The 26,014-nt window shown below is 68.2% G+C and carries 24 protein-coding genes and 2 tRNA genes; 10 read left to right on the forward strand and 16 right to left on the reverse strand.

Going from position 1 to position 26,014, the window contains the following annotated elements; translation table 11 throughout:
* Positions 1-3: 3 nt before the first annotated feature.
* Entirely contained in the window at positions 4-840 is an 837-nt protein-coding gene (locus tag ASD37_RS05870) for an aldo/keto reductase (RefSeq protein WP_056548994.1), read from the forward strand.
* Here the strand turns inward: ASD37_RS05870 and ASD37_RS05875 are convergent.
* Genes ASD37_RS05875 through ASD37_RS05885 form a run of 3 tightly spaced genes read right to left on the reverse strand, consistent with a single transcriptional unit; the run spans position 837 to position 5,437 of the window.
* The gene (locus ASD37_RS05875; RefSeq protein ID WP_056548996.1) at positions 837-1,550 is read right to left on the reverse strand and encodes an HNH endonuclease family protein; all 714 of its coding nucleotides are present in this window, start codon (positions 1,548-1,550) and stop codon (positions 837-839) included. The two genes, ASD37_RS05870 and ASD37_RS05875, sit on opposite strands and share 4 nt — an antisense overlap.
* Complete coding sequence (gene recG / locus ASD37_RS05880; RefSeq protein ID WP_056548998.1) at positions 1,547-3,796, reverse strand: ATP-dependent DNA helicase RecG; 2,250 nt, start codon at positions 3,794-3,796, stop codon at positions 1,547-1,549. Before recG ends, ASD37_RS05875 begins: the two co-directional genes overlap by 4 nt.
* Positions 3,797-5,437, reverse strand: coding sequence for a DAK2 domain-containing protein (locus tag ASD37_RS05885; protein ID WP_056549001.1), 1,641 nt, complete (start codon positions 5,435-5,437; stop codon positions 3,797-3,799).
* Between the two features lie 215 nt (positions 5,438-5,652).
* Here ASD37_RS05885 and rpmB point away from each other — a divergent pair, with 215 nt between their 5' ends.
* A complete protein-coding gene (rpmB, locus tag ASD37_RS30830; RefSeq protein ID WP_079926245.1) occupies positions 5,653-5,847 on the forward strand; it encodes a 50S ribosomal protein L28 in 195 nt (64 codons plus the stop codon).
* A 97-nt stretch (positions 5,848-5,944) separates the two neighbouring features.
* Here rpmB and ASD37_RS05890 read toward each other — a convergent pair whose 3' ends face one another.
* Together ASD37_RS05890 and ASD37_RS05895 are read right to left on the reverse strand one after the other, a co-directional pair.
* Positions 5,945-6,628, reverse strand: coding sequence for a uracil-DNA glycosylase (locus tag ASD37_RS05890; RefSeq protein ID WP_056549003.1), 684 nt, complete (start codon positions 6,626-6,628; stop codon positions 5,945-5,947).
* Positions 6,629-6,656: 28 nt separating this feature from the next.
* Positions 6,657-7,613: a thiamine-phosphate kinase gene (locus ASD37_RS05895; protein WP_056549005.1), complete on the reverse strand. Its 957-nt coding sequence runs from the start codon at positions 7,611-7,613 to the stop codon at positions 6,657-6,659.
* Between the two features lie 99 nt (positions 7,614-7,712).
* Here ASD37_RS05895 and ASD37_RS05900 point away from each other — a divergent pair, with 99 nt between their 5' ends.
* Both ASD37_RS05900 and ASD37_RS05905 read left to right on the forward strand, forming a co-directional pair.
* Complete coding sequence (locus tag ASD37_RS05900) at positions 7,713-7,955, forward strand: Lrp/AsnC ligand binding domain-containing protein (RefSeq protein ID WP_056549007.1); 243 nt, start codon at positions 7,713-7,715, stop codon at positions 7,953-7,955.
* Between the two features lie 9 nt (positions 7,956-7,964).
* Positions 7,965-8,552, forward strand: a complete 588-nt coding sequence (locus ASD37_RS05905) for a DUF3515 domain-containing protein (RefSeq protein ID WP_056549915.1) — start codon at positions 7,965-7,967, stop codon at positions 8,550-8,552.
* Here ASD37_RS05905 and ASD37_RS05910 read toward each other — a convergent pair.
* The 3 genes from ASD37_RS05910 to ASD37_RS05920 are packed head-to-tail and all read right to left on the reverse strand — an operon-like array spanning position 8,549 to position 11,771.
* The gene (locus tag ASD37_RS05910) at positions 8,549-9,664 is read right to left on the reverse strand and encodes a D-alanine--D-alanine ligase family protein (RefSeq protein WP_056549010.1); all 1,116 of its coding nucleotides are present in this window, start codon (positions 9,662-9,664) and stop codon (positions 8,549-8,551) included. The genes ASD37_RS05905 and ASD37_RS05910 overlap by 4 nt on opposite strands.
* Before the next feature lie 18 nt (positions 9,665-9,682).
* On the reverse strand, positions 9,683-10,786 hold the full coding sequence (locus ASD37_RS05915) for a cystathionine gamma-lyase (protein WP_056549011.1): 1,104 nt from the start codon (positions 10,784-10,786) through the stop codon (positions 9,683-9,685).
* Positions 10,787-10,790: 4 nt separating this feature from the next.
* Positions 10,791-11,771, reverse strand: a complete 981-nt coding sequence (locus ASD37_RS05920; RefSeq protein WP_056549013.1) for an NAD(P)H-dependent glycerol-3-phosphate dehydrogenase — start codon at positions 11,769-11,771, stop codon at positions 10,791-10,793.
* Between the two features lie 54 nt (positions 11,772-11,825).
* On the opposite strand from ASD37_RS05920, the gene cofC reads away from it, so the two are divergent.
* The 3 genes from cofC to ASD37_RS05935 all read left to right on the forward strand — a co-directional run bounded on the left by cofC (position 11,826) and on the right by ASD37_RS05935 (position 15,684).
* Positions 11,826-12,485, forward strand: coding sequence for a 2-phospho-L-lactate guanylyltransferase (cofC, locus tag ASD37_RS05925; protein ID WP_156720719.1), 660 nt, complete (start codon positions 11,826-11,828; stop codon positions 12,483-12,485).
* Between the two features lie 34 nt (positions 12,486-12,519).
* On the forward strand, positions 12,520-14,682 hold the full coding sequence (locus tag ASD37_RS05930; RefSeq protein ID WP_056549917.1) for an RNA degradosome polyphosphate kinase: 2,163 nt from the start codon (positions 12,520-12,522) through the stop codon (positions 14,680-14,682).
* A gap of 66 nt (positions 14,683-14,748) precedes the next feature.
* Positions 14,749-15,684: an NUDIX hydrolase gene (locus ASD37_RS05935; protein WP_056549017.1), complete on the forward strand. Its 936-nt coding sequence runs from the start codon at positions 14,749-14,751 to the stop codon at positions 15,682-15,684.
* A 74-nt stretch (positions 15,685-15,758) separates the two neighbouring features.
* Here ASD37_RS05935 and ASD37_RS05940 read toward each other — a convergent pair whose 3' ends face one another.
* From ASD37_RS05940 to leuC, 3 genes are all read right to left on the reverse strand, one after another.
* Complete coding sequence (locus ASD37_RS05940; protein WP_056549019.1) at positions 15,759-16,481, reverse strand: HU family DNA-binding protein; 723 nt, start codon at positions 16,479-16,481, stop codon at positions 15,759-15,761.
* A gap of 202 nt (positions 16,482-16,683) precedes the next feature.
* Positions 16,684-17,277 (reverse strand): 3-isopropylmalate dehydratase small subunit, encoded by a 594-nt coding sequence (gene leuD / locus ASD37_RS05945; RefSeq protein WP_056549023.1) that lies wholly within the window; start codon positions 17,275-17,277, stop codon positions 16,684-16,686.
* A 9-nt stretch (positions 17,278-17,286) separates the two neighbouring features.
* On the reverse strand, positions 17,287-18,729 hold the full coding sequence (gene leuC, locus ASD37_RS05950; RefSeq protein WP_082570010.1) for a 3-isopropylmalate dehydratase large subunit: 1,443 nt from the start codon (positions 18,727-18,729) through the stop codon (positions 17,287-17,289).
* A 104-nt stretch (positions 18,730-18,833) separates the two neighbouring features.
* Here leuC and ASD37_RS05955 point away from each other — a divergent pair, with 104 nt between their 5' ends.
* Positions 18,834-19,535, forward strand: coding sequence for an IclR family transcriptional regulator (locus tag ASD37_RS05955; RefSeq protein WP_056549028.1), 702 nt, complete (start codon positions 18,834-18,836; stop codon positions 19,533-19,535).
* Between the two features lie 58 nt (positions 19,536-19,593).
* On the opposite strand, the gene ASD37_RS05960 is transcribed toward ASD37_RS05955, so the two are convergent.
* From ASD37_RS05960 to ASD37_RS05975, 4 genes are all read right to left on the reverse strand, one after another.
* Positions 19,594-19,666 (reverse strand) — tRNA-Glu (locus ASD37_RS05960).
* A gap of 83 nt (positions 19,667-19,749) precedes the next feature.
* Positions 19,750-19,824 (reverse strand) — tRNA-Gln (locus tag ASD37_RS05965).
* Between the two features lie 117 nt (positions 19,825-19,941).
* Positions 19,942-21,420, reverse strand: coding sequence for a glutamate--tRNA ligase (gene gltX, locus ASD37_RS05970; protein WP_056549032.1), 1,479 nt, complete (start codon positions 21,418-21,420; stop codon positions 19,942-19,944).
* Positions 21,421-21,443: 23 nt separating this feature from the next.
* The gene (locus ASD37_RS05975; RefSeq protein ID WP_056549034.1) at positions 21,444-22,235 is read right to left on the reverse strand and encodes a fumarylacetoacetate hydrolase family protein; all 792 of its coding nucleotides are present in this window, start codon (positions 22,233-22,235) and stop codon (positions 21,444-21,446) included.
* 392 nt (positions 22,236-22,627) lie between these two features.
* Here ASD37_RS05975 and ASD37_RS05980 point away from each other — a divergent pair, with 392 nt between their 5' ends.
* Together ASD37_RS05980 and ASD37_RS05985 are read left to right on the forward strand one after the other, a co-directional pair.
* Positions 22,628-24,073 (forward strand): hypothetical protein, encoded by a 1,446-nt coding sequence (locus ASD37_RS05980; protein WP_056549036.1) that lies wholly within the window; start codon positions 22,628-22,630, stop codon positions 24,071-24,073.
* A gap of 120 nt (positions 24,074-24,193) precedes the next feature.
* Positions 24,194-25,399 (forward strand): MFS transporter, encoded by a 1,206-nt coding sequence (locus tag ASD37_RS05985; protein ID WP_056549038.1) that lies wholly within the window; start codon positions 24,194-24,196, stop codon positions 25,397-25,399.
* On the opposite strand, the gene ASD37_RS05990 is transcribed toward ASD37_RS05985, so the two are convergent.
* Positions 25,381-25,992 carry a hypothetical protein gene (locus ASD37_RS05990; protein WP_235567975.1) on the reverse strand — a complete coding sequence of 204 codons (612 nt, stop codon included), beginning with the start codon at positions 25,990-25,992 and terminating at the stop codon, positions 25,381-25,383. The two genes, ASD37_RS05985 and ASD37_RS05990, sit on opposite strands and share 19 nt — an antisense overlap.
* Between the last annotated feature and the right edge of the window lie 22 nt (positions 25,993-26,014).

Below are 26,014 nucleotides of genomic sequence, written 5' to 3' on the forward strand. Positions count from 1 at the left end.
GACATGACCTCGGCGGCAATTCCAGCGGTGGCACTCAACGACGAGAACAGCATCCCGGCACTCGGGATCGGTGTCGGCGAGTTGAACGACGCCGAAACCGAACGCGCCGTGTCGACCGCGCTGGAGATCGGCGTGCGGCTGATCGACACCGCGGCGGCCTACGGCAACGAGGCGGCGGTGGGGCGCGCCATCGCCGCATCGGGCATCCCTCGCGCGGAGATCTTCGTCACGACGAAGCTGGCAACCGCCGACCAGGGTTTCCGGGCCGCGGTGGACGCGTGCGGGGCCAGCCTTGAGCGCCTCGGGACGGACTACGTCGACGCCTACCTCATTCACTGGCCTGGCGGGGACCCCGGCGTGTACATGCACAGCTGGGGCGGTCTGCTGAAGCTGCGCGAGGACGGCCTCGCCAAGTCGATCGGCGTCTGCAACTTCTCCGCAGAGGACCTGTCCAACGTCATCGAGCTGTCCTACGTCGCGCCCGCGATCAACCAGATCGAGCTGCATCCGCTGCTCAACCAGGCGGCGCTGCGCGCGACCAACGCCGAGCACGACATCGTCACCGAGGCCTACGGGCCGCTGGGCGTCGGGCGCCTGCTCGACAATCCGACCGTGACGTCGATCGCCGCCGAGTACGGCAAGTCACCGGCCCAGGTGCTGATCCGGTGGAGCCTGCAGCTCGGCAACGTCGTGATCCCCCGCTCGGCCACGCCGAAGCGCATCGTGGAGAACGCCGACGTGTTCGAGTTCGAGCTCACGACCAAGCACATGGACGCGCTCAACGGGCTCGACGAGGGCACCCGCTTCCGGCCCGACCCGGCCACCTACACCGGCACCTAGGCAGGAGCTGGCCCGACGGGGCACGTTCCCGCCGCGTCGCGCAGCACCACCGCCGACCGATCGTCGATCGGCAGCGCGTAACCCCGGAGCACGGCGACGAACTGCACCGCGTACTGGCACCAGAACGCGTGGTTCGGCGGCATCCAGTCGGCTGGTTCGGAGTCGCTCTTGTCCTGGTTCGCCTTGCCTTGTACCGCAAGCAGATTGGCGGGATCGTTGGCGAACCGTCGGCGCATGTCGTCGGTCCAGCCGCGGGCGCCGAGGTCCCAGGCCAGCGCCAGCGGGACGATGTGGTCGATCTGCACCGATGCCCCTACTTGGTTGCCTCTGGTGAACGCCACGGTTTGGTTGGTGTACGGGTCGTACAGCGTGCCGGTGGCGACCGCGGTGGGACAGCGCGAGATTGCCGTGAAGGTCTTGTCGACGAGGTCGCGGTCGAGGATGTCGTTGCGGGTGTCACAGCCGTTGTGACCACCGGGTGCGGTGGTGTCGTCGGTCCAGGCGTCGCCGAAGGCCGCTCGCCGATAGTCTTGTCCGCGTACGCGTTCGGGAATCAGCGGAATACCCACGAGGACGTCGACCCCGGCCGCCACGGTGGGCACGTCGGCTCCGGCGACGAACCGGTCTTCGCGGTCGGCTGCGGTCCTGACCTGGACGGCGACGAAGACGGCCAGCGCCACCGCGACGATCAGCCAGGCGGGCTTCTTCACGCCTTGTCCAGGTACTCGACGCGCTCGGTCTCGGCGAATGGCGCTGCCAGCGTGGCGATTCCGCGGTGGTCGAGAAGTTTGGGGTCGGCGTCGTAGACGGTCTCGGCGAACGCCCGGGCGGCTTCGATGATGTTGCGATGCTCGGCCAGTGACAGCATCCTCAACGTGATGGGCCGGCCCGACTGGCTGAGCCCAAGCACGTCGCCCTCGCGCCGCTCCTGCAGGTCGAGGTCGGCGAGTATGAAGCCGTCCTGGGTGGAGGCGACGGCCTTCAGTCGCGCGCCCGCCTTGGACTCCTCGCCGACGTTGGTCGCCAGCAGACAGAGGCTGGGGTGCTGGCCGCGGCCGATCCGGCCTCGCAGCTGGTGCAGTTGGCTGATGCCGAACCGGTCGGCGTCCATCACGACCATGACGGTGGCGTTGGGCACGTCGACGCCCACTTCGATCACGGTGGTGCACACCAGCACGTCGACCTCGCCCGCGCGGAAGGCCATCATCACGGCGTCCTTCTCCTCGGCGGGGAGCCTGCCGTGCATGAGTCCGAGCCGCAGGCCGCTCAGCGGGCCGGCGCCGAGCTTCTCGAACAGTTCGACGACGGAGGTGACCGGCGGGCCCGCCTCACTGGCCGCCCGTTTCTTCTTTCCGGAATCCTTTGCAGCACCGTCATTCTCGTCGATGCGCGACGCGACGACGTAGGCCTGCCGACCGGCGTCGACCTCCTCGATGATGCGCTGCCACGCCCGTTGCAGCCACGCAGGTTTTTGGCCGATGAAGACCGTGTTGGTGGCGATCGGTTGCCTACCCCGTGGCAGCTCCCGGAGAACCGACGTTTCGAGGTCGCCGTAGACGGTGAGCGCGACCGTCCGCGGAATCGGCGTCGCCGTCATGACCAAGAGATGCGGGGTGATTCCGGCGACCGCCTTGGCGCGCAGTCGATCTCGCTGTTCGACGCCGAACCGGTGCTGCTCGTCGACGACGACCATGCCCAGATTTCGAAATTCGACGGCGTCCTGCAGCAGCGCGTGGGTGCCGATGACGATGCCCGCCTCGCCGCTGGCCACCTCGTTGCGCACGTCGCGCTTCTGTGCCGCGGTCATCGACCCGGTCAACAGCGCCACCCTGGTCGCGCCGTCCAGCCCGCCGAGCTCCCCACCCGAGGCCAGCGGACCCAGTACGTCGCGGATCGACCGGAAGTGCTGAACGGCAAGCACTTCCGTGGGAGCCAACAGCGCGCACTGATATCCGGCGTCGACCATCTGCGCCATTGCCAGCACCGAGACGATCGTCTTGCCAGAGCCGACTTCACCCTGCAGCATCCGGTGCATCGGCTTGGTGTCGGCGAGTTCGACGGTGAGGACGTCGAGAACCTCGCGCTGACCCTCGGTGAGATCGAATGGCAACTGCCGACCGAGTGCGTCAGCCATTCCCCCGGCCCGCGGCGGCGCCGACGGCCCGGTCTCGCTCAGCTCGCCGTGCCGACGTTCCACCAACGCCCACTGCAGCCCGACGGCCTCGTCGAACGCCAGCCGCTCGCGGGCGAACTCCCTGTCCTCTTCGCGCTCGGCGAGGTGGATCGCCCGCAACGCCTCGTCCTCGGAGATCAAACCCCACTGCTCTCGAACGGATTCCGGTAACGGATCCTCGATGGGGTCCAGCACGTCGAAGACCTGACGAACGCACGCGTAGAGGTCCCAGCTCTGCACCTTGGCCGAGGCCGGGTAGATGGGAAAGAAGTCCCGCTCGAAGGCCGACAGCAGCACGTCCCCGTCGGTCGCGCGCGAGGTCTCGGCGATCTTGGCGAGCGACCTGCTGCCCTTGCCCTGGCCGGTTCCCTCGAGCACCAGGAACGCCGGATGCGTCAACTGCATCATGCCGTTGAAGAATCCGACCTCGCCGGACAGCATCAGCCGGGTGCCCGCGACGAGGATGTTCTTGCTGAACTTCGCGTTGAAGAAGGTGGCGGTGACCTTGGGCTTGCGGTTCGCCAGGGTTACGACCAGGAATTCGCGCTTGGGCTGCCGGTTGGTCCAGCGGACGTCGGCCTTGGCGATCTCGTCGACGAAGGTGACGTGGTCACCCTCCTGCGGGGGCTCCCAGCCCTCCTCGAGCACCGACATGCCGTGGCTGTAGGCGCGCGGGTAGTGCCGCAACAGGTCGTCGACCGTACGGAGGCCGAGGTGCTCCTCCAGCGGCTTGGCGGACTTGGCGCCGATGACGCGGTCCAGCTTGTCGGTGAGGGCGACCATCTACTCCACTCCAATCAACAGCGCGTCGCCTCGGTGGCCCGTCTGGTAGGTCACCAGCTCGGCACCGAGGTGGTGTTGGTGCACGTGGTCCCGCAGCGCGGCGCCCACCGCGGGGTCGACCCCGTCGCCGGTGAGGACCGTGACGAGTTCGCCTCCGGCCCCGAGCAACAGGTCGATCAGACCCGCGCCAGCGGCGGTCACGTCACGCGCGACGATCAGCACCTCGTCACCGGAGATGGCCAGGCCGTCGCCGGGGTGGCACGCGCCAGCCCACGTCAAGGCCTTCTCAGTTGCCACCCGCACCGATCCGCTTCTGGCCCCCGCAGCTGCGCGGGCCATCGTGTAACCGTCGTCGACGGCTTGCCGGGTGGCGTCGTGGACGGCCAGCGCCGCCAGCCCCTGGACCATCGAGCCCGCGGGCACGGGCACCACGTCGATGCCCCAACCGATCGCCGCGGTGCACCCTGCCACCAGTTCCTCGGCGGCGACGTAGCCGTTGGGCAGCACCAGGATTTGAGCGGCTCCCGCGTCGATCAGCGCGCGAAGCAGTTGTTTGGCGCTGATCGCAGCGTCGGCGTCCTGGCGAAGGACGTGGGCGCCCTCGCCCTCGAACAGGGCCGACGCGCCGTCGCCGTCGACGACGGCGAGGACTGCCCGGTCGCGGGTCCAGCCACCGGACGGGTGGGACCCCGAGCCGGAGAGCGCGGTGATCTGGATTCGACTGGGGGTGCCGACACCAAGGCCCACCTCGACGGCACCGCCGGCGTCGTCGGTGTGTACGTGCACCGAATAGCGGCCGTCGGTTCCGGACGCGGCGATGGTCACCGAATCTCCGAGCTGCTCGAGGCGCAGGCGGAGACCGTCCAGGCCGTCCTGGTCGCAGCCGTCGACGAGGTACATCACCTCGAACTGAGGTGGGGCTGCGGCCGTAACGTCGGTGGGCGCGACGTCGGGGCCGGAACGTTCGTAGGTCGCGCGGTGCGGAGTGTGCCCGGTGAGGGTGGCGGTCATGGCGTCGAGCAGGACGAGCAGTCCGCGACCGCCGGCGTCGACGACGCCCGCGTCGGCAAGTACGTCGAGCTGCTCGGTGGTCTTCTCGAGCGCGACCACCGCGGCGTCGGCGGCGGTGGCGACCACGTCGGCGACGTCGGCCGCGCCCCCAGCTCCCGAGTCGGCGGCGCCCTCCGCTGCGCTCGCGGCGGCGGCGAGAACCGAGACGATGGTGCCGGGTACCGCCTGGCCGACGGAGGCGTCGGCGAGCACGACCGCGTGCCGTAGCGCCGAGGCGAGCAGCGGTCCGTCGACGTCGGCCAGCACCCCGTCTCGCTCGTCGGCGGCACCGCCCGCGACGTCGGCAAGACCGCGCAGAATTTGGGAGAGGATCACCCCGGAGTTGCCCCTGGCCCCCTGGAGCGCGCCCTCGGCCAGGGCGGCCGCGACCCCCGCCACGTCGGTGGTGCGCAGCGACTCTGCCCTGGCACCGGCCGCCCGCATGGTGAACAGCATGTTGGTTCCGGTGTCCGCGTCGGCGACGGGGAACACGTTGAGGCGGTTGATTTCGTCGGTCCTGGCGATGAGGTGGTTGACGGCGGTGTGCGCCCACTCGTTCAACGCGGTGGCGTCGAGCCGGCGTGCGGACATGCCCCAACCGCCTCTCCCTCGACCCAACGCGGCCACGTGCGCGTCAGCCTAGCCAGTGTGTCCGACGAGCCCCCGACGCCGTCGTCGCCATGCACGAGGAACCGCGTCGGTGGACACCGTTTTGGCGATACCAGGGGCGGCCGGTATCCTGGTCAGGTTGTTGGGTCACCCGCGGTTGCGGTTGTTGGCCCCCAGTTCCGATCAAGGAGTTTCACATGGCTGCGGTTTGCGATGTCTGCGGAAAGGGCCCCGGCTTCGGTAAGTCGGTGTCGCACTCCCATCGTCGGACGAACCGTCGGTGGGACCCGAACATTCAGACGGTGCACGCCGTCTCCCGCCCCGGCGGAAACAAGAAGCGCATCAACGCTTGTACCTCCTGCATCAAGGCAGGCAAGGTCGCGCGCGGCTGATTGCCGCTCCACCACTTCACCGTCGAGTGTGCGGTGAGATCGTCCCGACCCGTCGGATCGCGATCTCGCAGCACACTCGATCGTGTGCTGCGTCGCTCTAGGGCAGGCGCCAGTCGATCGGCTCTCCGCCGAGCTCGGCCAGCAATTCGTTCGCGCGGCTGAACGGCCGCGAGCCGAAGAATCCACGCGACGCCGACAGCGGCGACGGATGAACCGACTCGATGATCGCGCAATGCGTACCCGTCAGCATCGGCTTCAACGTCTGCGCGTCCCGGCCCCAGAGCACCGCCACCATGGGCGTGGGTCGGGCCACCAAGGCGCGAATCGCGCACTCGGTGACCGCTTCCCAGCCCTTGCCACGATGTGACGCCGGGGTACCCGATCGCACCGTCAGCACCCTGTTGAGCATCATCACGCCCTGGTCCGCCCACGGCGACAGGTCACCGCAACTCGGCGCGGGATGGCCGAGGTCGGTGGCGTACTCCTTGAAGATGTTGTCGAGGCTGCGCGGCAGCGGACGTACGTCGGGCGCCACCGAGAAGCTCAAGCCAACGGCGTGCCCGGGAGTCGGGTACGGGTCCTGGCCGACGATGAGCACGCGCACCCGGTCAAGGGGAAAGGTGAAGGCGCGCAGCACGTTTTCCCCGGCGGGCAGGTAGCGCTGTCCGGCCGCGATTTCGGATCTGAGGAACTCGCCCATCTGGGCGACCTGGTCTTCGACTGGCTCGAGGGCAGTGGCCCAGCCGGGGTCGACGAGTTCTGAGAGGGGGCGCGCAGTCACGAGAGGTCAACCTAGCGTGCTGGCGGGGTCAGAACGACCGCCAGCCCCCCTGGCCGGTCCACTCGGCCCCGTCGACCAGCACCCGCGGCGGCCCCTCGATGACGACGCCGATCTCTCGCCAGCCGTCGGGCACGGCCGCGGGGAACGTCGCGACGAGCGCGTGGTCCTCGCCCCCGCCGAGCACCAGACTCCACGGGTCCTCCCCCGTCGCCGCGGCGGCCGACGCGACGGCGTCGCGATCGGCACCGAGTGCGTCTCGGGACACGTCGATACCGACCGCGGACGCGTCGGCGACGTGGCGCAGGTCGGCCAGCAGCCCGTCCGAGACGTCCGTCATCGCGGTCGCGCCGGCGTCGGCGGCAACCCGCCCCTGCCCGTAGGGCACCGCCGGGACCAGGTGCCTGCGCCGCAGTTCGGCGAAGTCGGTGATTGCGTTGCGCAGGAGGGCGTATCCGGCCGCCGACCGCCCGAGGTCGCCGACGACGGCCACGGTGTCGCCCGGTCGGGCGCCGCTGAGCAGCACGGCCGGCCTGCCCTCCAGGTCACCGAGCACGGTCACCGAGATGACCCACTGCGGCGCGGCGACCAGATCTCCTCCGACGATGCTCGCCCCGAACGTGCCTGCCTCCGTCCACAGCCCGTCGGAGAGCGCTTCGGCGTCGGCCCCGAGGGTGGCGCCGGGAGCGCCGAAGCCGACGACGAACGACGTCGCGGTGCCTCCCATCGCCTCGATGTCGGCGGCGTTCTGGGCGATCGCCTTGCGCCCGATGTCGTGCGGCGTCGACCAATCCAGCCGAAAGTGCCTGCCCTCGACCAACATGTCCGTCGACACCACGACGCGACCGTCGGGCGCCGTCACCACCGCGGCGTCGTCACCGGGACCGACGAGGACGCTCGGCGGGTGCACGCGTCCTTCGACGAGGCGGTCGATCACCGTGAACTCGCCGAGGTCGGCCAGCGTCTCGGCGCGCTCGTCGTCAGCCATGTCACCCCTTGGTTGCGTGTCCTGAACACCGGCGCGACCTGCGGTACGTTTGGTCCCTGCGGCGTGGAGTCTATGCAGCCCGAACGGAGGACGGCGCGAGTGGTCGAGGCATTCATGCTGATTCAGACCGAGGTGGGTCGCGCCGAGGTCGTCGCCAAGCAACTCGCGGCGTTGGCCGGGGTGTCGTCGTCGGAGTACGTGACGGGCCCCTACGACGTCGTGGTGCGCGTGGCGGCGGCGACGGCGTCGGAGTTGCAGTCGGTGGTGGTTCCCAGTGTGCAAGGGGTGACCGGGATCACCCGCACCCTGACCTGTCCAATCGCCGACGGGGCGCACTCCTAGAGTGCAGTGGTGACCGAGCCCGATTCGACGCCCGATCCGACGCCCGATCAGCAGCCGGCACCCGAGGCTGCCTCCGACGGTCCGTCCCGTCGGGTCATCATCGCGGCGGTCGCCGTCGCGGTCGCGGCGGTCGTCGCCGTTCTCGCGTTTGCGGCCACCAGGGAGGCGGCTCCCGTACCGGGTCCCGTCGCCATCGCCGCGGCGCCGGCCCCCCAAGCCGACAGCGACGGCTGCAAGGCCTTGATGAAGGACCTTCCCGACGACCTCGACGACTACCATCGGGCCGAGGCGATGGCACCCGCGCCCGCCAGTGCGGCGGCGTGGCAGAGCGAACCAGGCAGCGATCTCGTCGTCCTGCGGTGCGGGATCGGCAGGCCCGACGACTTCTCGGCGAGCGCGCCACTGCAGGCGGTCGACGACGTGCTCTGGTTCCGCATTCCCGGGGTCGACCGCACCACCTGGGTTGCCGTGGATCGGCCGGTCTACGTCGCGTTGACGCTGCCCGAGGGGTCGGGGCCGACGCCGATCCAACTTCTCTCGAGGGCGGTGGCCAAGGCGATGCCCGCGGTCGTGCCCGATCCTGGACCGGTCCGCTAGCGCAGTCCGATGCCCCGTGCCACCGCCGTGTCGACCATGGCGGCCAACAGCGTCGGGTAGTCCACGCCGCTGGCGGCCCACATCCTCGGGTACATCGAGATGGTGGTGAACCCCGGCATGGTGTTGATCTCGTTGATCACCGGACCGTCGTCGGTCAGGAAGAAGTCGACGCGGGCCAGCCCCTGACAGTCGATGGCGCGGAAGGCCCTGATCGCCAATTGCCGTATCTCGTCGGCGATGTCGTCGTCGATCTTGGCTGGCACGTCGAGCTCGGCCGCGTCTTCGAGGTATTTGGTGGCGAAGTCGTAGAACGCGTCCTCGCGACCACGGACACCGGCCACCCGGATCTCGCCGACGGTGCTGGCCTCGACGCGACCGTCGGGGAATTCCAGGACGCCGCACTCCAATTCGCGACCGGGCACCGCGGCCTCGACGATCACCTTGGGATCGTGGCGGCGCGCGTTGGCGATGGCCGCGTCGAGGTCGTCCCACTCGGTGACCCGGCTGACGCCGATCGAGGAACCGCCGCGAGCGGGTTTGACGAACACCGGCAGGCCGAGCCGCTCACGGGCGTCCAGGTCGAGCGTCTCGTCGTGGGCGCGCAACACCACCTGGTCACCGATGGGCAATCCTTCGGCGGCGAGGAGTTTCTTGGTGAACTCCTTGTCCATGCCTGCCGCGCTGGCCAGGACGCCTGCGCCGACGTAAGGCACCCCGGCGAGTTCGAGCAGCCCCTGAATCGTGCCGTCCTCGCCGTACGGACCGTGCAGCACCGGGAAGACGACGTCGACGGAGGCGAGGACGTCACCAGGCCCCTCACCGAGGGACACCAGTTGGCCGCGCCGGCCCGGGTCGGCGGCAAGCGCAAGGGCCGTGCCCGTCGCAGCCGTGACCTCGGGGAGCTGGCCGTCGGTGATGGCGAGCGACTCGTGCCCACCGTCGGTGAGCACCCACGATCCCTCGGGTGTGATGCCGACGGCGACCACCTCGAAGCGGTCCGGGTCGAGGTTGCGCAGGATGCTGCCAGCCGAAACGCACGAGATGGCGTGCTCTGAGCTTCGTCCGCCGTAGACGACGGCGACGCGGACACGGGGGCTCGAGCTGGAAGTCACAACCTAGAGAGGCTACCGCTAGGCCAGTGCAGCGGTGATGTCGGCGATCAGATCGTCGGTGTCCTCGATGCCGAGCGACATCCGCACGAACCCGTCGGCAACGGGATCGCCCCAGCGTGCCCGCCGGTCCACCGATGTATGGAGACCGCCGAAACTGGTGGCGGCGACCACCAGGGCGCTGCGTTCGACCAGCCGGTGCACGGCGGCGGCGTCGGACAGTTCGAACGAGACGAGGCCACCGAAGCGCCGCATCTGCGTGCACGCCACCGCGTGGGCCGGGTCTTCTGGCAGCCCGGGGTATCGCACCGACCGCACCGCGGGATGGTCGCGCAGCATCAGCGCCATCGCGAGGGCGTTGTGACACTGACGCTCGAAGCGCAACCCGGCGCTGCCGAGGCTGCGCAGCGCCAGCCACGCCTCGAACGGGCCGAGGATGGCGCCGGCCAACAGCCGTTCGCGTTCGACGGCCGCCATCACGTCGGCGTGACAGCTCGCGACGTACCCGGCGAGCAGGTCGCTGTGCCCGGAGAGCGCCTTGGTGGCGCTGGCGACCACCAGGTCGGCTCCGAGTGAAAGCGGTTGCTGCCCAAGCGGAGTCGGTGCGGTGTTGTCGACGACCAGGGTGGCGCCGCGGCTGCGGCAGATGATCCCCAGTGCATGCAGGTCGACGACGTCGAGCGTCGGGTTGACGGGCGTCTCCGCGACGACGACGTCGGCGGACTCGGCCGCCGCGCACATGTCGGCGGCGCGAACCTGGTGAACCGTGACGCCGAGCGGGGCCAGGTACTCCGTTGCGTAGAGGCGCACCTGGTAGTAGCCGTCGGAGGGAACCACCAGGGTCATGCCCGGCTTGACGACGACGCGCAGCACCGAGGTGATGGCCGCCATCCCCGACCCGAACGACAGCGCCGAGGTCGCGCCCTCGAGCTCCGCGAGCGCCGACTCCAGTTGCCGCCAGGTCGGATTGGAGCTGCGGCCGTAGGTGTCCATGGGCTGGGATTCGTCGGCCGACAGGTGGTAGGCCGAGACGGGAACCGGCGGGGACGCCACGGGCTGGCCCGGAACATGCTGGGAGGCAGCGGCTCTGACGCTGCGAGTGGAATCTCCGTATCGACCGTTCATGGCGTCACTCCGGTTTCGTGCTTCGACCGAGCAGCAGGGCCACCGCCTCGTCGACCGAAAGCCCCTTGTGGCAGACCCGGTGCACCGCGTCGGTCAGCGGCATCTCGACGTCGTAGCTGTCGGCCAGCGCGAGCACCGACTGACAGGAGGTGACGCCCTCCGCGACGTGCCCGCCCGCGTCGCGCAGCGCGGACTCCATCGTTCCACCCCGGCCGAGGCGCGCGCCGAACGCCCGGTTGCGGGACTGGGGCGAGGTGCACGTGGCCACCAGGTCGCCGACACCGGCGAGGCCGGCGAGTGTGGCGCCCTTGGCGCCCAGCGCAAGTCCGAGTCGCATGATCTCGGCGAGCCCGCGGGTGATGATCGCCGCCGCGGTGTTCTCCCCCAGTCCCACGCCCGCCGCCATGCCACTGGCCAGAGCGATGACGTTCTTGCACGCACCGCCGATCTCGGCGCCGACGACGTCGGAGTTGGTGTACGGCCGGAAGTAGCCGGTGGAGAAGGCCCGTTGCAGCGCGACCGCGCGGCCCGAGTCGGTGCAGGCGACGACAGTGGCGGCGGGCTGCTCGTCGAGGACCTCGCTGGCGAGGTTGGGACCGGTCACGACGGCGACCCGGGACGGGTCGACACCGGTCACCTGGACGATTACCTGACTCATCCGCAGCAGGGTGTTCAACTCGATGCCCTTGGCGACGCTCACCAGCGTGGTGTCGGCGCCGATGTGCTCGCGCCACGGCTCGAGGTTGACGCGCAGCGTCTGCGACGGCACGGCCAGAAGGACGGTGCAGGCACCGTCGAGCGCGTCGGCGGCGTCACCGGTCGCGCGGATCGACGCGGGCAGTTGGACGTCACCGATGTAGCCGGTGTTGCGGTGGGTGTCGTTGATCTCGTCGGCCAATTCGGTCCGCCGCGTCCACAGCGTGACGTCGTTGCCCGCATCGGCGAGCACCTTGGCCAGCGCGGTGCCCCACGCGCCAGCACCCATCACCGCTGCTTTGACCACGGGAACAAATCTAGCCTGACTTGCGCTGCTGGCAGGATGACGGGCATGAGCGGTCCCAGCAGCGTGCGAACGGCCAACCTCGGGCTGATCATCGCCGTCAAGCGACTCAGCGACGCGAAGACGCGCCTCGCCTCGGCGTTCTCCCCCGGCGACCGTGAGGGCGTCGTGCTGGCCATGCTGCTCGACACCATCACCGCTGCGTCGTCGGTGATGGCGGTGCGCACCATCACCGTGGTGACCCCCGACCCCGTCGCCGCCGAGGCCGTCCGCGAGCTCGGCGCCCACGTCTTCGTCGACCCGACCCCCGCGGGCCACCCCGACCCGCTGAACAACGCGATCTCGGTCACCGAGGCGGCGATCCGCGCCGAGACCCCGAACGTGGGCGTGCTGCAAGGCGATTTGCCTGCGCTGCAACCACGCGAGCTCGCCGAGGCCATCGCACAGGCTCGCCACCACCAGCGCAGCTTCGTCAGTGACCGGCACGGCACGGGCACCTCGGCTCTCTTCGCATTCGGCGTCCCGCTGGCATCGGTATTGGGCACGGATTCCGCACGGCGACACAAGGATTCGAGAGCAGTCGAGCTGACGGGCCGGTGGCCGGGGCTGCGCTGCGACATCGACACACCCGACGATCTCGCGACCGCCCTCGGCCTCGGAGTGGGGGCGCTCACGAAGAACACAGTCGGCGGCACCTAGCACGCCCGACCGGACATAGGGGATGATCTCCTCTGTGACCGAAGCCGAGACACGACCTTCCAACGCGGGCTGGACATCGGACGGCAACACGCCCGACGCCCCGCCGGCCACCACCACGGGCTCGGTCGACCCCTCGGGGTCGGAGGCCCTGCCCGACGACCGCTACCTCAACCGCGAATTGAGTTGGCTCGACTTCAACTCGCGCGTTCTCGCCCTCGCGGCCGATCCCTCTCTGGCGCTGCTGGAGCGGGCCAAGTTCCTGGCGATCTTCTCGTCGAATCTCGACGAGTTCTACATGGTTCGCGTCGCCGGCCTCAAGCGCCGCGACGAGATGGGACTGTCGGTTCGCTCGGCTGACGGGTTGTCGCCCCGCGAGCAGCTACGCCGCATCGGCGAGCGCACGCAGCAGTTGGCCAGCAGGCACGCCAAGGTGTTCATGGAAGCGGTGCGACCCGCGCTCGCCGACGAGGGCATCATCGTGGTGACGTGGGCTCAGCTCGACGACGACGAACGCGCGCGGCTGTCGGTGTACTTCCACGAACAGGTTTTCCCGGTCCTCACTCCGCTGGCCGTCGACCCCGCGCACCCGTTCCCCTTCGTCAGCGGGTTGAGCCTGAACCTCGCGGTCACCGTCAAACAGCCCGAGGACGGCACGCAGCACTTCGCTCGAGTCAAGGTTCCCGACAACGTCGACCGGTTCGTCGAACTCGGTCCTCGCGAAGGTGGCGCGGCCATCCGGTTCCTTCCGATGGAGGAGCTCATCTCGGCCTTCCTCTCGGTGCTGTTCCCTGGGCTGGAGGTCGTGGAGCATCACGCCTTCCGCATCACGCGCAACGCCGACTTCGAGGTCGAAGAGGACCGCGACGAAGATCTCCTTCAGGCCCTGGAACGCGAACTCGCGCGTCGCCGCTTCGGTTCGCCCGTGCGGCTGGAAGTCGCCGACGACATGACCGAGAACATGCTCGAGCTTCTGCTGCGTGAGCTCGACGTCCACCCCGGTGACGTGATCGAGGTGCCCGGCCTCCTCGATCTGTCGTCACTGTGGCAGATCTACGGAGTGGACCGACCCAAGCTCAAGGACCCGCCGTTCGTGCCGGCGACGCCTCCCGCGTTCGGCGAGCGGGAAACGCCCAAGAGCATTTTCGCGACGCTGCGTGACGGCGACGTGTTGGTCCACCACCCGTACGACTCGTTCTCCACGACGGTCCAGCGCTTCATCGAGCAGGCGGCCGCGGATCCGAATGTGCTCGCCATCAAGCAGACGCTGTACCGGACGTCCGGTGATTCGCCGATCGTCAGTGCGCTCATCGACGCCGCCGAGGCAGGCAAGCAGGTCGTGGCGCTGGTCGAGATCAAGGCCCGCTTCGACGAGCAGGCCAACATCAAGTGGGCCCGCGCACTCGAGCAGGCGGGCGTCCACGTGGTGTACGGCCTGATCGGCCTCAAGACCCATTGCAAGACATGCCTCGTCGTGCGCCGCGAGGGCTCGACCATCAGGCGCTACTGCCACATCGGGACGGGCAACTACAACCCCAAGACCTCTCGACTCTACGAAGACGTGGGGTTGTTGACGGCGTCGCCCGACATCGGCGCCGATCTCACCGATCTCTTCAATTCCCTTACCGGCTACTCCCGCAAGGTGTCCTACCGCAACCTCCTGGTCGCTCCGTACGGCGTCCGTCGGGGCATCGTCGAGCGCATCGAGCGGGAGATCGCGGCACACCGGGACGGGGCCGACGCGCGGATCAGGGTGAAGGCCAACGCGCTCGTCGACGAGCAGGTGATCGACGCGCTCTACCGGGCGTCGCAGGCCGGCGTGCCGGTGGAGGTCGTGGTCCGCGGAATTTGTGCGCTCCGGCCAGGCGTCCAGGGATTCTCGGAGAACGTCACGGTCCGGTCGATTCTCGGGCGGTTCCTTGAACATTCACGGATTATTCACTTCCGCGCCATCGACGAATTCTGGATCGGCAGCGCCGACATGATGCATCGTAATCTGGACCGTCGCGTCGAGGTGATGGCACAGGTGAAGGATCCGAGGTTGGCCGATCAACTCAACGACGTCTTCGAGTCGGCGATGGATCCGACCACCAGGTGCTGGGAACTCGGTTCCGACGGTCACTGGACCGCGTCGCCGCACGCGGGTCAGACGGTGCGGGACCACCAGGTGTCGCTGATGGAACGTCACCGGCATCCGTGACGTCGACTGGTCACCCGAGGGCCACCTTCTGACCGTCGCGTCCCCGAATGAGTTGCAGGAGTTGAGGTGACGAAGAAATCGCCGTCGTCGGCGGCCACGAAGGTGACGTCCGCGGCGGGCGCGGTGTTGTGGCGCCCGGACGTGGACGGCTCCAATGACGTCGCCGCGCCACTGGTCGCGGTGGTGCACCGACCGCGTTACGACGACTGGTCGCTGCCCAAGGGCAAGGTGGATCCCGGTGAGACCGAACCGGTGACCGCGGTGCGGGAAGTCCTCGAGGAGACCGGGTACGCATCGGAGTTGGGTCGGCGACTCGCGGCGGTCAGCTATCCCCTCGAGTCCGGCGTCAAGCACGTGCGGTACTGGGCCGCCCGCGCCGTGGGTGGTGATTTCGCCCCGAACGACGAGGTCGACGAGCTCGTCTGGTTGTCCCCCGCGCAGGCGCTCAAACGACTGCAGTATCCCCATGATCGGAAGGTGCTGCGCTGCTTCGCCAAGAAGCCCGCCGACACCCGCACGGTGTTGGTCGTCCGGCACGGTACCGCGGGCAGCAAGGCCAGGTACAAGGGCGACGACCGCAACCGGCCACTGGACAAGCACGGTCGCGCGCAGGCTGAGTCTCTGGTGGGGCAGCTGTTGGCGTTCGGCGCCACCGAGGTTCACGCCGCCCCGAGGGTGCGCTGTCACCAGACGGTCGGCCCGCTGGCCGAGGAGTTGGGCGTCCCGATCCACGACGAGCCCACGCTGACCGAGGAGGCGTACGCCGACGGTCACGGGCCGGCGCGACGGCGCCTTCTCGAGATCGCGACATCCGACGGCACGCCGGTGATCTGCTCGCAGGGCAAGGTCATTCCGGATCTCATCGCGTGGTGGTGCGACCGCGACGGGGTGCGACCGGACAAGTCACGCAACCGCAAGGGCAGCACGTGGGTGCTGTCGCTGGTGGGCGAGACGTTGATTGCCGCCGATCACATCGGCAGCCCCTTGGCCGCCGACAGGTAGTCCACACGCAGACACGCCGTGGATCTGAGCGATCCACGGCGTGCCTTGTACCGGAACTGATTCCGGAAATGCTGCTACTTACGGCCCTTCTTGGCGGGGGCCTTCTTCGCGGGCGCCTTGGTGGCGACGGTCTTCTTGGCCGGCGCCTTGGTGGCGGCAGCCTTCTTGACCGGAGCCGCCTTGGTGGCGGTGGTCTTCTTGGCCGGCGCCTTGGTGGCGGTGGCCTTCTTGGCCGACGCCTTGGTGGCGGTGGTCTTCTTGGCCGGCGCCTTGGTGGCGACGGTCTTCTTGGCCGGCGCCTTGGTGGCGGCGGTCTTGGCCGGAGCCTTGGTGGCAGCGGTCTTCTTGGCCGGCGCCTTGGTGGCGGTGGCCTTCTTGACCGGAGCCGCCTTGGTGGCGACGGTCTTCTTGGCCGGAGCCTTGGTGGCAGCCTTCTTGACTGCCTTCTTGGCCGCAGTCCGCTTCGCGGGTGCAGCTGTGGCACCGCGCTTTACGGCGGGGCCTTCCGACGGGAGACGCTGTGCGCCAGACACAACGGCCTTGAACTGTGCCCCTGGGCGGAATGCCGGGACGGACGTCGGCTTGACCTTGACGGTCTCACCGGTGCGCGGATTTCGCGCAACACGGGCGGCGCGGCGACGCTGCTCGAACACGCCGAAGCCGGTGATGGTGACGCTGTCGCCCTTGTGGACGGCACGCACGATGGTGTCGACGACGTTCTCCACGGCGGCAGTGGCCTGCCGACGATCGGTGCCCAACTTGTCCGTGAGGACGTCGATGAGCTCTGCCTTGTTCATGCAAAACCTCCGAAGCCTGTGGCCCACCTTGAGCCAACTGAGAGCTACGGTAATCCTTCGGACGCCTGATTTCCAAGAGCCACGCCCAATTTCAGGAATAGCTGGCATCAAATTCGGCAATCGGGTTGCCCCACACCACCGGTGGTACGGCGGTCCCAAAACGGGCTTGCTGGGCAGGATTTCGGCCCCGCCCAGCCCTCCGTTACACCGGAACGGTGCGCGGCTTCCAGCTCGGCCGCCGCTCCTCGAACGCCGTAATGTCATCCTGTTTCCGCAGCGTAAGGCCTATATCGTCGAGGCCCTCGAGCAGTCGCCATGCGGTGTAGTCGTCAATCCTGAACGGCACCATGACCGTTCCCGCGTGGATGCTTCGATCTTCCAGGTTCACAGTGATTTCCAGCCCCGGTTGCTGCTCGATCAACTTCCACAGGATTTCCACATCGTCTTGGGCGACTTCGGCGGCCAAAAGGCCCGCCTTGCCCGAATTCCCGCGGAAGATGTCGGCGAACCGGGACGAGATCACCACCCGGAATCCGAAATCCATGAGCGCCCACACGGCGTGCTCGCGGGACGACCCGGTGCCGAAGTCGGGGCCCGCCACCAGAACCGAGCCCTTGTCGAAGGGTGGGAGGTTCAGGACGAACGACGGGTCGTTGCGCCACGCGGCGAACAGGCCGTCCTCGAAACCCGTTCGGGTGACCCGCTTCAGGTAGACCGCGGGGATGATCTGGTCGGTGTCGACGTTGGTCCGACGCAGGGGAACGCCGATCCCGGTGTGGGTACGGAAGGCTTCCATGACTGTCTCCTAGCGATTCTGGGGAAGGTCGGCGGGCGAGGACAGGGTTCCGCGCACGGCTGTCGCCGCGGCCACCGCTGGCGACACCAGGTGGGTGCGGCCGCCCTTGCCTTGGCGCCCTTCGAAGTTTCGGTTCGACGTCGCAGCGCAACGCTCCCCCGGCGCAAGCTGATCGGGATTCATGCCAAGGCACATCGAGCAGCCGGCCTGTCGCCACTCGGCACCCGCAGTGGTGAAGATCTCGCCCAGGCCTTCGGATTCCGCCTGAACGCGGACCTTCATGGATCCCGGCACGATGAGCATCCTCATCCCGTCGGCGATCTTCCTGTCCCGCAGGATGTCGGCGACGACCCGAAGATCTTCGATGCGTCCGTTGGTGCAGGAGCCGACGAAGACGGTGTCGATCGCGATGTCGCGCATCGCGGTGCCCGGCTGAAGATCCATGTAGGCCAACGCCTTCTCGGCCGACTGGCGCTCGCCATCGTCGAACATCAGTTCTGGATCGGGGACCGCAGCGCTCAGTGGGACGCCCTGGCCGGGGTTGGTTCCCCAGGTGACGAACGGGCTCAGTTCCGCTGCGTCCAGGTACACCTCGGTGTCGAATTCGGCTCCGTCGTCTGTGCGCAACTGCCTCCACGCCTCGACGGCGGCGTCCCAGTCGGCGCCCACGGGGGCGTGCGGGCGGCCCTCGAGATAGGCGAACGTGGTCTCGTCGGGCGCGACCATGCCGGCCCGCGCGCCAGCTTCGATGCTCATGTTGCAGATCGTCATCCGGCCCTCCATCGACAGGGCTTCGATGGCGCTGCCGCGGTATTCGATGACGTAGCCCTGGCCGCCGCCGGTTCCGATCTTCGCGATCACGGCCAGGATGACGTCCTTGGCGCTGGTGCCGGGCGGCAAGACGCCGTCGACGTTGACCGCCATCGTCCTAAAGGGGCGCAGCGGCAACGTCTGCGTGGCGAGCACGTGCTCGACCTCGGAGGTGCCGATGCCCATCGCGAGCGCGCCGAACGCACCGTGGGTCGAGGTGTGACTGTCGCCGCAGACGACCGTCATACCCGGTTGGGTAAGGCCGAGCTGCGGGCCGATGATGTGCACGATGCCCTGCTCGACGTCGCCCATCGGATAGAGGCGGACGCCGAATTCGGCGCAGTTGCGGCGCAACGTCTCGACCTGGGTGCGTGAGATCGGGTCGGCGATCGGCTTGTCGATGTCGAGCGTCGGGACGTTGTGGTCCTCGGTGGCGATGGTCAGGTCGGTGCGGCGAACTGGCCGTCCCGCCAACCGAAGTCCGTCGAACGCCTGCGGACTGGTCACCTCGTGGACGAGGTGCAGGTCGATGTAGATGAGGTCGGGCTCACGCGCGGCGTCTTCTCCCGCGCCGGCGGACACGACGTGGTCGGCCCAAACCTTCTCTGCCATGGTGCGTGGTGTGCCTGGGGTTCCAGTCATGACCATCTTTCATCCCTCCGGGCGACGTCGCAGAGGGCGCTGCGGCCGTCGCACTGGATCTCAGTTGCGGGGCATCTCATTATTCGAGACGCTAGTATCTCCCTATGAGACAGGATAGCGGTATCGGCGTGCTCGACAAAGCGGTGGGCGTACTGCACGTCATCGCCGAGTCACCCTGTGGGCTCGCCGATCTGTGCGACCGCACGGGACTGCCACGGGCCACCGCCCACCGACTCGCCGCGGGCCTCGAAGTCCACCGACTGCTGGCCCGCGACGCCGACGGCAGGTGGTGTCTGGGTCCGGCACTGAACGAACTCGCCGGGCGGGTCGACGATCCACTGCTCGCGGCGAGCACGGCCGTCCTGCCCAAGCTTCGCGAGATCACCGGCGAGAGCGTGCAGTTGTACCGACGGGAAGGTCTGTCGCGGGTCTGTGTGGTCGCTCTCGAGCCGCCTGCCGGCCTGCGCGACACCGTCCCCGTCGGCACCCGCCTGCCCATGACGGCGGGCTCGGGAGCCAAGGTGCTCCTCGCCTACAGCGACCCCGCGACCCAGCAGGCCGTGCTCCCAACGGCCATGTTCACCGACCGCACCCTGACGGAGGTGCGCAAGCGAGGCTGGGCGCAGAGCGCGGCCGAACGAGAACCCGGCGTGGCGAGCGTCTCGGCGCCGGTGCGTGACGCCCGCGGCGACGTGGTGGCCGCCATCTCGGTGTCGGGGCCGATCGACCGAATGGGACGGCGGCCCGGCGCGCGGTGGGCGGCGGACCTACTCGCCGCATCCGAGGCGCTCACCCGTCGGCTGTAAGCGCCGACACCCGAGGACGACGAAAGGCGCCTACCAAGGTAGGCGCCTTTATCGTGTGTACCCCCGATGGGATTCGAACCCACGCTACCGCCGTGAGAGGGCGGCGTCCTAGGCCGCTAGACGACGGGGGCTAGAACTAATTCCGGTTGGTCAGCATAGCTCAGGTGACTACGTCGACCTAATCAGCCGACACCGACTCCGGAGCTACCGGAATTGGCTGGGGTACCAGGACTCGAACCTAGAATGGCGGTACCAGAAACCGCTGTGTTGCCAATTACACCATACCCCAATTGCCGTCCATAACCGCTGGTCATAGACGTCGTGGCCGTCAAACACCCGCTGGGGCGAACCAGCGTGTGCAATCACCGACCGACGAGCACACTACCAAAGATTTCGGCGCTCGATTTCACGCCTGGGCGGCAGCGTGGTCGCGCCCGCCGCGCAACCTCGCCAGGCTGCGGTCTCGACCAAGCAATTCCATCGACTCGAACAGCGGCGGGCTGACTGACGAACCGGTGACCGCCACCCGAATCGGGCCGAACGCCTTGCGCGGCTTCAGTTCGAGGCCGTCCAGCAGCGCCGCCTTCAACGCCGCCTCGATGCCCGCGGTGGTCCAGTCACCTACGGCCTGCAGCCCTTCCAGCGCCGCGTCGAGCACCGGTACGGCCTCGGCACGCAATTCCTTGGCGGCGGACTTCTCGTCGAGCCCGTAGGACGCCTCGTCGAAGAACTTCAACAGATCCCACGCGTCGCCGAGCACCACGATGCGCGTCTGCACCAGAGCGGCTGCCTCGGCGAAGCGGGCGTCGTCCAAACCGGTGTCGTGGCCGTGCACCACGAAGTAGTCGCGGAGCCGAGCGGTGAAGTCTGCGACGTCGAGCATTCTGATGTGTTCGGCGTTGATCGCGTCGGCCTTCTTCTGGTCGAAGCGAGCCGGATTGGAGTTGACGTTCGCGACGTCGAAGGCGGCCACCATCTCGTCGAGACTGAAGAGGTCGTGATCGTCGGCGATTCCCCAGCCCAACAACGCCAGATAGTTCAGCAGGCCTTCGGGGATGAAGCCCCGATCGCGGTGCAGGAAGAGATTCGCCTGCGGATCGCGCTTCGACAGCTTCTTGTTTCCGTCACCGAGAACACTTGGCAGGTGCGCAAATTCGGGAACGCGGTCGGCGACTCCGATGCGAATCAGCGCCCGGTACAACGCGATCTGCCGAGGAGTCGACGGCAGAATGTCCTCCCCGCGAAGGACGTGGGTGATCTTCATCAGCGCGTCGTCCACCGGGTTGACCAACGTGTACAGCGGATCCCCGTTACCGCGGGTGATCGCGAAGTCGGGTACGACGCCCGCGGCGAACGTCGTCGGGCCCCGCACGAGGTCGGTCCACGTGATGTCCTCGTCGGGCATCCGGAGCCGTAGGACGGGCTTGCGCCCTTCGGCGGTGAAGCGGGCCCGGTCCTCGTCGGAGAGGTCGCGATCGTGGTTGTCGTAGCCCAACTTCGGATTTCGGCCTGCGGCGACGTGGCGGGCCTCGACCTCCTCGGCCGTCGAATAGGCCTCGTACACCTCACCGGCGGCGAGCAGGCGGGCGATGACGTCGCGGTACAGCTCGCTGCGCTCGGACTGCCGGTACGGCGCATACGGTCCGCCGATCTCCGGGCCTTCGTCCCAGTCGAGTCCAAGCCACCGCAGGGCGTCGAGGATGGCGGCGTAGCTCTCCGCGCTGTCCCGCGCGGCATCGGTGTCCTCGATGCGGAACACGAACGTGCCCCCGGTGTGGCGCGCATAGGCCCAGTTGAACAGCGCCGTCCGCACCAGCCCTACGTGCGGGGTGCCCGTCGGCGAGGGGCAGAACCGGACCCGTACCTCACCACCGACGGAGGTCATCTCTGCTCCTCGCGTCCGCGGTGTCATGACTTACCCTTGCGGACAACGGGATTGGTGAGAGTTCCGATTCCCTCGATCGTGATGCTGACCGTGTCACCGTCTTCGATGGGCCCGACGCCCTCGGGCGTCCCGGTCAGGATCAGGTCACCGGGCAACAGGGTCATCACCGACGAGGCCCACTCGATGATGGCGCCGATGTCGTGAATCATCAACGAGGTTCGGCTGTGTTGCCGAACCTGGCCGTTGACCTCGGTGCGCAGATCGAGGTCGAAGGGGTTGACGTCGGTGTCGATCCACGGCCCGACCGGGCAGAAGGTGTCGTGCCCCTTGGCACGCATCCACTGGCCGTCCTTCTTCTGTTGGTCACGCGCCGAAACGTCGTTGGCGATGGTGTAGCCGAGGATGTTCTCGGCGGCCTTCGACGCGGGAACGTCCTTGCACGGCCGGCCGATGACGGCGGCCAACTCCCCCTCGTGGTGCACGGGATGGGCGTCGGCGGGCAGCTGAATGGGCACGTTCGGCCCGATGATCGCGGTGTTCGGCTTGAGGAAGATCACCGGGTCCTCCGGGGCCACGCCGCCCATCTCGGCGGCATGGGCGGCGTAGTTCTTGCCCATGCACACCACCTTGCTGGCGAGGATGGGGGCGAGAAGTCGCACGTCGGCGAGCGGCCACGACCTCCCGGTGAAGGTGGGAGTGCCGAACGGATGCTCCGCGATTTCGCGGGCTCGTGCCTCCAAGGCACCGTTCTCGACGTCACCCTCGATGCTCACGAAGGCGACCCCGTCTGGACTGGCAATTCGACCGAGGCGCATTTTTCACAGCCTAGGACACCGGCCACCGCGGCCCGCATCGTCGCGAGCCAGTTCACGGATCCGTCCGGCCGCCGGAATCTTCGCCAGAATCTCGCGCAGAAACCTGCGGCTAAATTATCGTCGGCGACAGTTCCAGCAAACCCGCCCTCATTACCGCCGAGTAAGTTCGCCGCCAATTGGACTGCCCACAACCTCGTAGAAGAGACCATTCAGCGTCGGGATACAGGCATCCACGCCACCTCTACCAGCTACATGAACGGGCATCTCGCCAATCACGGAACGATCACATGCAATCAATTCGCAGAAAAAATTGGTCGCCCATTTCGTGCTTACTCGTTGGTAAGTTCCGCTACGGTCCTGGCCACGGGGGTCCGTTCGACAAAGGGAGAAAAATGTCAGTGCACGTAGCGGTTCGGTCTTACCTCACGGCCGGTGTCGCGGTGGTGGGCGCCAGCGCCCTCATCGCCGCACCGCTCGCGGTGCCGCCGCCAGAGATCCACCTGCCGGCGATCCACGTATCCTCGGCCGAGGTACAGCTCGCGGCGCTGGCGAACCCGATCGCCGAATGGGTGACCGTCGTCCAGACCACCTTCGCCAACGTGGCGGCGCTCGGCACGCAGTTCCAGGACGATCCGGCCCCGATCCTGGCGCAGCTCCTGAAGAACCAACTGGCCAACGCCTCCACTCTGGCGACGGCCCTCGAGGGCACGGTGGGCGTACTCGGGTCCCAAGTCGCCGCGCTGCCGGCGGCCACTCTGCTGGCAGCTCAACAGCTCGCCGCCGGGCAGTTCAGCGCAGCAGTCGGCACCCTTTTCCAGGCCGGGATCGGGCTCATCCTGGGGCCGGCGATCAGCCTGATCGGGGCGACGTCGATCATCACCGACGGCGCCCAGCGCTTCGCCAACGTCGTCGCCGCCATTCCGAACGCACTCCTGCCAATCGGCCTTGCCGCGATCTCTCCGATCGCCGGCGCGGTCTACTCGTTTGGAGATGCCGGCCAGGCCGTCATCGACGCGGCCAGGAAGGGAGACGTGGCGGGTGCACTCAGCGCCCTCGCCAACATCCCCGCCATCGTGACGAACGCCTTCCTCAACGGGTACCCGCCCCAGTTCACGACCGGGATCTTCAGCCCCTTGGTCGAGGGTGGGTTCGGCTCGGGATTGATTGCCGCCCTGCTGGACGTGCGGAAGACCTTCGCCGCGGCTCTGAGTTCGGCCGTGCCACCCGCGGCATCCGCGGCAAGCCTGCCGAGCTCCGCCAAGTTGATCAGCCTGGCGGAAGCACCGACGGACGCAGCTCAGGTCGGCGACACGGCAGCCAAGACCGGCGCGACGACGGCCAGCGTCACGACGGAACCCGCCACGGAGGCCGCGACCGACGTCACGACCGCCCCGACGGCACCCGTCGTCACCGAACCGGTCGCGGTCACCACCGAGCCGACCACGGAGCCGACGACGGCCACCGAGCCGGTCACCGCCGCGACGGAACCGGCGGCAAGCACGCCTGCCGAATCGGCTGGCGACACCACCAAGGGCGAAAGCGAATCGGCCGGTACCTCGTCGAGCACCGAGTCGGCCGGCACCGAGTCGAGCACCTCGACGAGTTCCAAGCCGAGCACCAAGCCGACGAGCACCAAGTCGTCCAATGACGACAAGGCACCGTCGTCCTCCAGCGCGTCGGCCACGAGCTCGTCGTCCTCGAGCGCCTCGTCCGACGCCACCACGTCGACGTCCGCGTCGACCGGCAGCACCGGCAAGCCAGCCAGCTCGAAGAAGGACTCCTCTGCGGGATCAGCCAGCTCGGGCTCTGAGGGCTCGGGAGCGTCCAGCGCGAGCTGACCTCACGCCTACCGAATGCCCCTTCTCCGCAGCCAGCGGAGGAGGGGCATTCTCATTTCCTAATCTCATCAAGTGAGATGGTGATTCGGCATCGTGAGATTGCCGTGCCACGATGGGGACATGTCCGCACCCACGCTCGGGACCGCACGCCGATGGTCGATGTTGGTGATCGCTCTGACCGCGACCTTGTGCGCCAACATCTTCATCAACGGGGTGGCGTTCTTGATCCCGACGCTGCACACCGAACAGGGCCTCGACCTCGCAGAAGCGGGCCTGGTCTCCGCGTTGCCCAGCTTCGGCATGGTCGTCACTCTGATCGCGTGGGGCTACGTCGTCGACAGGTTCGGCGAACGCCTCGTGCTCGGCGTCGGTTCGGCACTGACCGCGGCCGCCGCCTTCGCCGCCGCCCTCTCGCACTCGCTGGTCACGGTCGGCATCTTCCTGTTCATCGGGGGCATGGCAGCGGCGAGCAGCAATTCCGCCAGCGGTCGTCTCGTGGTCGGGTGGTTCCCGCCACACCAACGCGGCCTCGTGATGGGCATCCGCCAGACCGCAACCCCACTCGGAGTTGGCATGGGAGCGTTGGTGATTCCCCAGCTGGCCGAGGCCAAGGGAGTCTCAGCGGCTCTGCTGTTCCCTGCGATCGCCTGCGCCGCGGCGGCGGTCGTCAGCGCGATCGGCGTGCTCGATCCACCACGGCCTCCGCGCGCGGAAGCACACGCCGACACGCTTGCCAATCCCTATCGCGGCTCGTCGACGCTGTGGCGCATCCATGCCGTATCCGTGTTGCTCGTCACGCCGCAAAGCCTGGTGTGGACGTTCACCCTGGTGTGGTTGATGGCGGACCGCGGATGGTCAGCGGTGTCCGCAGGCGCATTGGTCACCGTCGCTCAGGTGCTCGGCGCCGCAGGCCGGATCGCCGCGGGCCGATGGTCCGACACGAGCGGATCACGCCTGCAGCCGATCCGGACCATCGCCATCGGGGCATCGGTTGCGATGGGTCTTCTCGCCGTCACGGACCTGATGCACTCACCGCTGTCCGTCGCTTTGATCGTGATCGCATCGGTTGTCACGGTGTCCGACAACGGCCTCGCGTTCACCGCGATCGCCGAAATCGCGGGCCCGTTCTGGAGCGGCCGGGCGCTAGGCACCCAGAACACGGCCCAGTTGCTGACGACGGGGATCGTGCCCCCGGCGTTCGGCGCCCTGATCACCGTGGCGGGTTACCCGCTGGCATTCGCCGTGTGCGCGCTCTTCCCGTTGATTGCACTACCTCTCGTGCCCGTCGCCGCCGACCCGCTGCGGAATCAGCCGCCGACCACCTGACGTCGCGGCAGCACCAGCAGCGCGGCGGCCAGAAAGCACAGCGCCCCGAGGAACGTGCCGAGGTTGGCGAGCGCCACGTCGGCGACGCTTCCGGTCCGGTAGACGAACGCCCCGACCGCGCTCGCGGCGAAGGCGATGCAGCCGATCATGTTGACCCACTGGGCCTGCCAGTCACGGGATGCCGGCTGCCAGCCACCGACGCTCGCCGTGACGGCGACGACCCCGATCGCGGCACTGACCAGGAAGGCCAGCGATCCCGTCGCGTCCGGCGCCCACACCAGCCGTCGCTCGGCCATCACCTCGTGCGCCCACACCGACGCGCCGGTGCTGACGTTGAACAGGACGGTGCCGCCGAATTGGACGGCGGCCGAACGCCACTCGGGACTGCCCTCGGGCCTAGACAGGACCAGTTGAATCCACGCCGCGCTGGTGAAGAACCACGAGCCGACGAAGCAGAGCGCGTTGGCCGCACCGGCACCGGCCACGGCGGCCACGCCGGGCATCGTGGCGGCTGCGAAGAACGCCGATCCGACGACGAACAGCCAGCATTGGTGGGTGAGCGTCACCATCGACGGCAGCCTGGGCGTCACCATGACGCCGAACCTACATCGCACT

Origin of the sequence: Mycobacterium sp. Root135, from assembly GCF_001426545.1 — a bacterium.
Classification (GTDB): Bacteria; Actinomycetota; Actinomycetes; order Mycobacteriales; family Mycobacteriaceae; genus Mycobacterium.

What these genes read in the sequence shown, in the direction of transcription:
- ASD37_RS05870 (WP_056548994.1), top strand. Translation starts at nt 4, where the DNA reads ATGACCTCGGCGGCAATTCCAGCGGTGGCACTCAACGACGAGAACAGC.
- recG (WP_056548998.1), bottom strand. Translation starts at nt 3,796, where the DNA reads ATGGTCGCCCTCACCGACAAGCTGGACCGCGTCATCGGCGCCAAGTCC.
- ASD37_RS05885 (WP_056549001.1), bottom strand. Translation starts at nt 5,437, where the DNA reads ATGTCCGCACGCCGGCTCGACGCCACCGCGTTGAACGAGTGGGCGCAC.
- rpmB (WP_079926245.1), top strand. Translation starts at nt 5,653, where the DNA reads ATGGCTGCGGTTTGCGATGTCTGCGGAAAGGGCCCCGGCTTCGGTAAG.
- ASD37_RS05895 (WP_056549005.1), bottom strand. Translation starts at nt 7,613, where the DNA reads ATGGCTGACGACGAGCGCGCCGAGACGCTGGCCGACCTCGGCGAGTTC.
- ASD37_RS05915 (WP_056549011.1), bottom strand. Translation starts at nt 10,786, where the DNA reads ATGAACGGTCGATACGGAGATTCCACTCGCAGCGTCAGAGCCGCTGCC.
- ASD37_RS05920 (WP_056549013.1), bottom strand. Translation starts at nt 11,771, where the DNA reads ATGGGTGCTGGCGCGTGGGGCACCGCGCTGGCCAAGGTGCTCGCCGAT.
- cofC (WP_156720719.1), top strand. Translation starts at nt 11,826, where the DNA reads ATGACGGGCATGAGCGGTCCCAGCAGCGTGCGAACGGCCAACCTCGGG.
- ASD37_RS05940 (WP_056549019.1), bottom strand. Translation starts at nt 16,481, where the DNA reads ATGAACAAGGCAGAGCTCATCGACGTCCTCACGGACAAGTTGGGCACC.
- leuD (WP_056549023.1), bottom strand. Translation starts at nt 17,277, where the DNA reads ATGGAAGCCTTCCGTACCCACACCGGGATCGGCGTTCCCCTGCGTCGG.
- leuC (WP_082570010.1), bottom strand. Translation starts at nt 18,729, where the DNA reads ATGACTGGAACCCCAGGCACACCACGCACCATGGCAGAGAAGGTTTGG.
- ASD37_RS05955 (WP_056549028.1), top strand. Translation starts at nt 18,834, where the DNA reads ATGAGACAGGATAGCGGTATCGGCGTGCTCGACAAAGCGGTGGGCGTA.
- gltX (WP_056549032.1), bottom strand. Translation starts at nt 21,420, where the DNA reads ATGACCTCCGTCGGTGGTGAGGTACGGGTCCGGTTCTGCCCCTCGCCG.
- ASD37_RS05975 (WP_056549034.1), bottom strand. Translation starts at nt 22,235, where the DNA reads ATGCGCCTCGGTCGAATTGCCAGTCCAGACGGGGTCGCCTTCGTGAGC.
- ASD37_RS05980 (WP_056549036.1), top strand. Translation starts at nt 22,628, where the DNA reads ATGTCAGTGCACGTAGCGGTTCGGTCTTACCTCACGGCCGGTGTCGCG.
- ASD37_RS05985 (WP_056549038.1), top strand. Translation starts at nt 24,194, where the DNA reads ATGTCCGCACCCACGCTCGGGACCGCACGCCGATGGTCGATGTTGGTG.
- ASD37_RS05990 (WP_235567975.1), bottom strand. Translation starts at nt 25,992, where the DNA reads ATGGTGACGCCCAGGCTGCCGTCGATGGTGACGCTCACCCACCAATGC.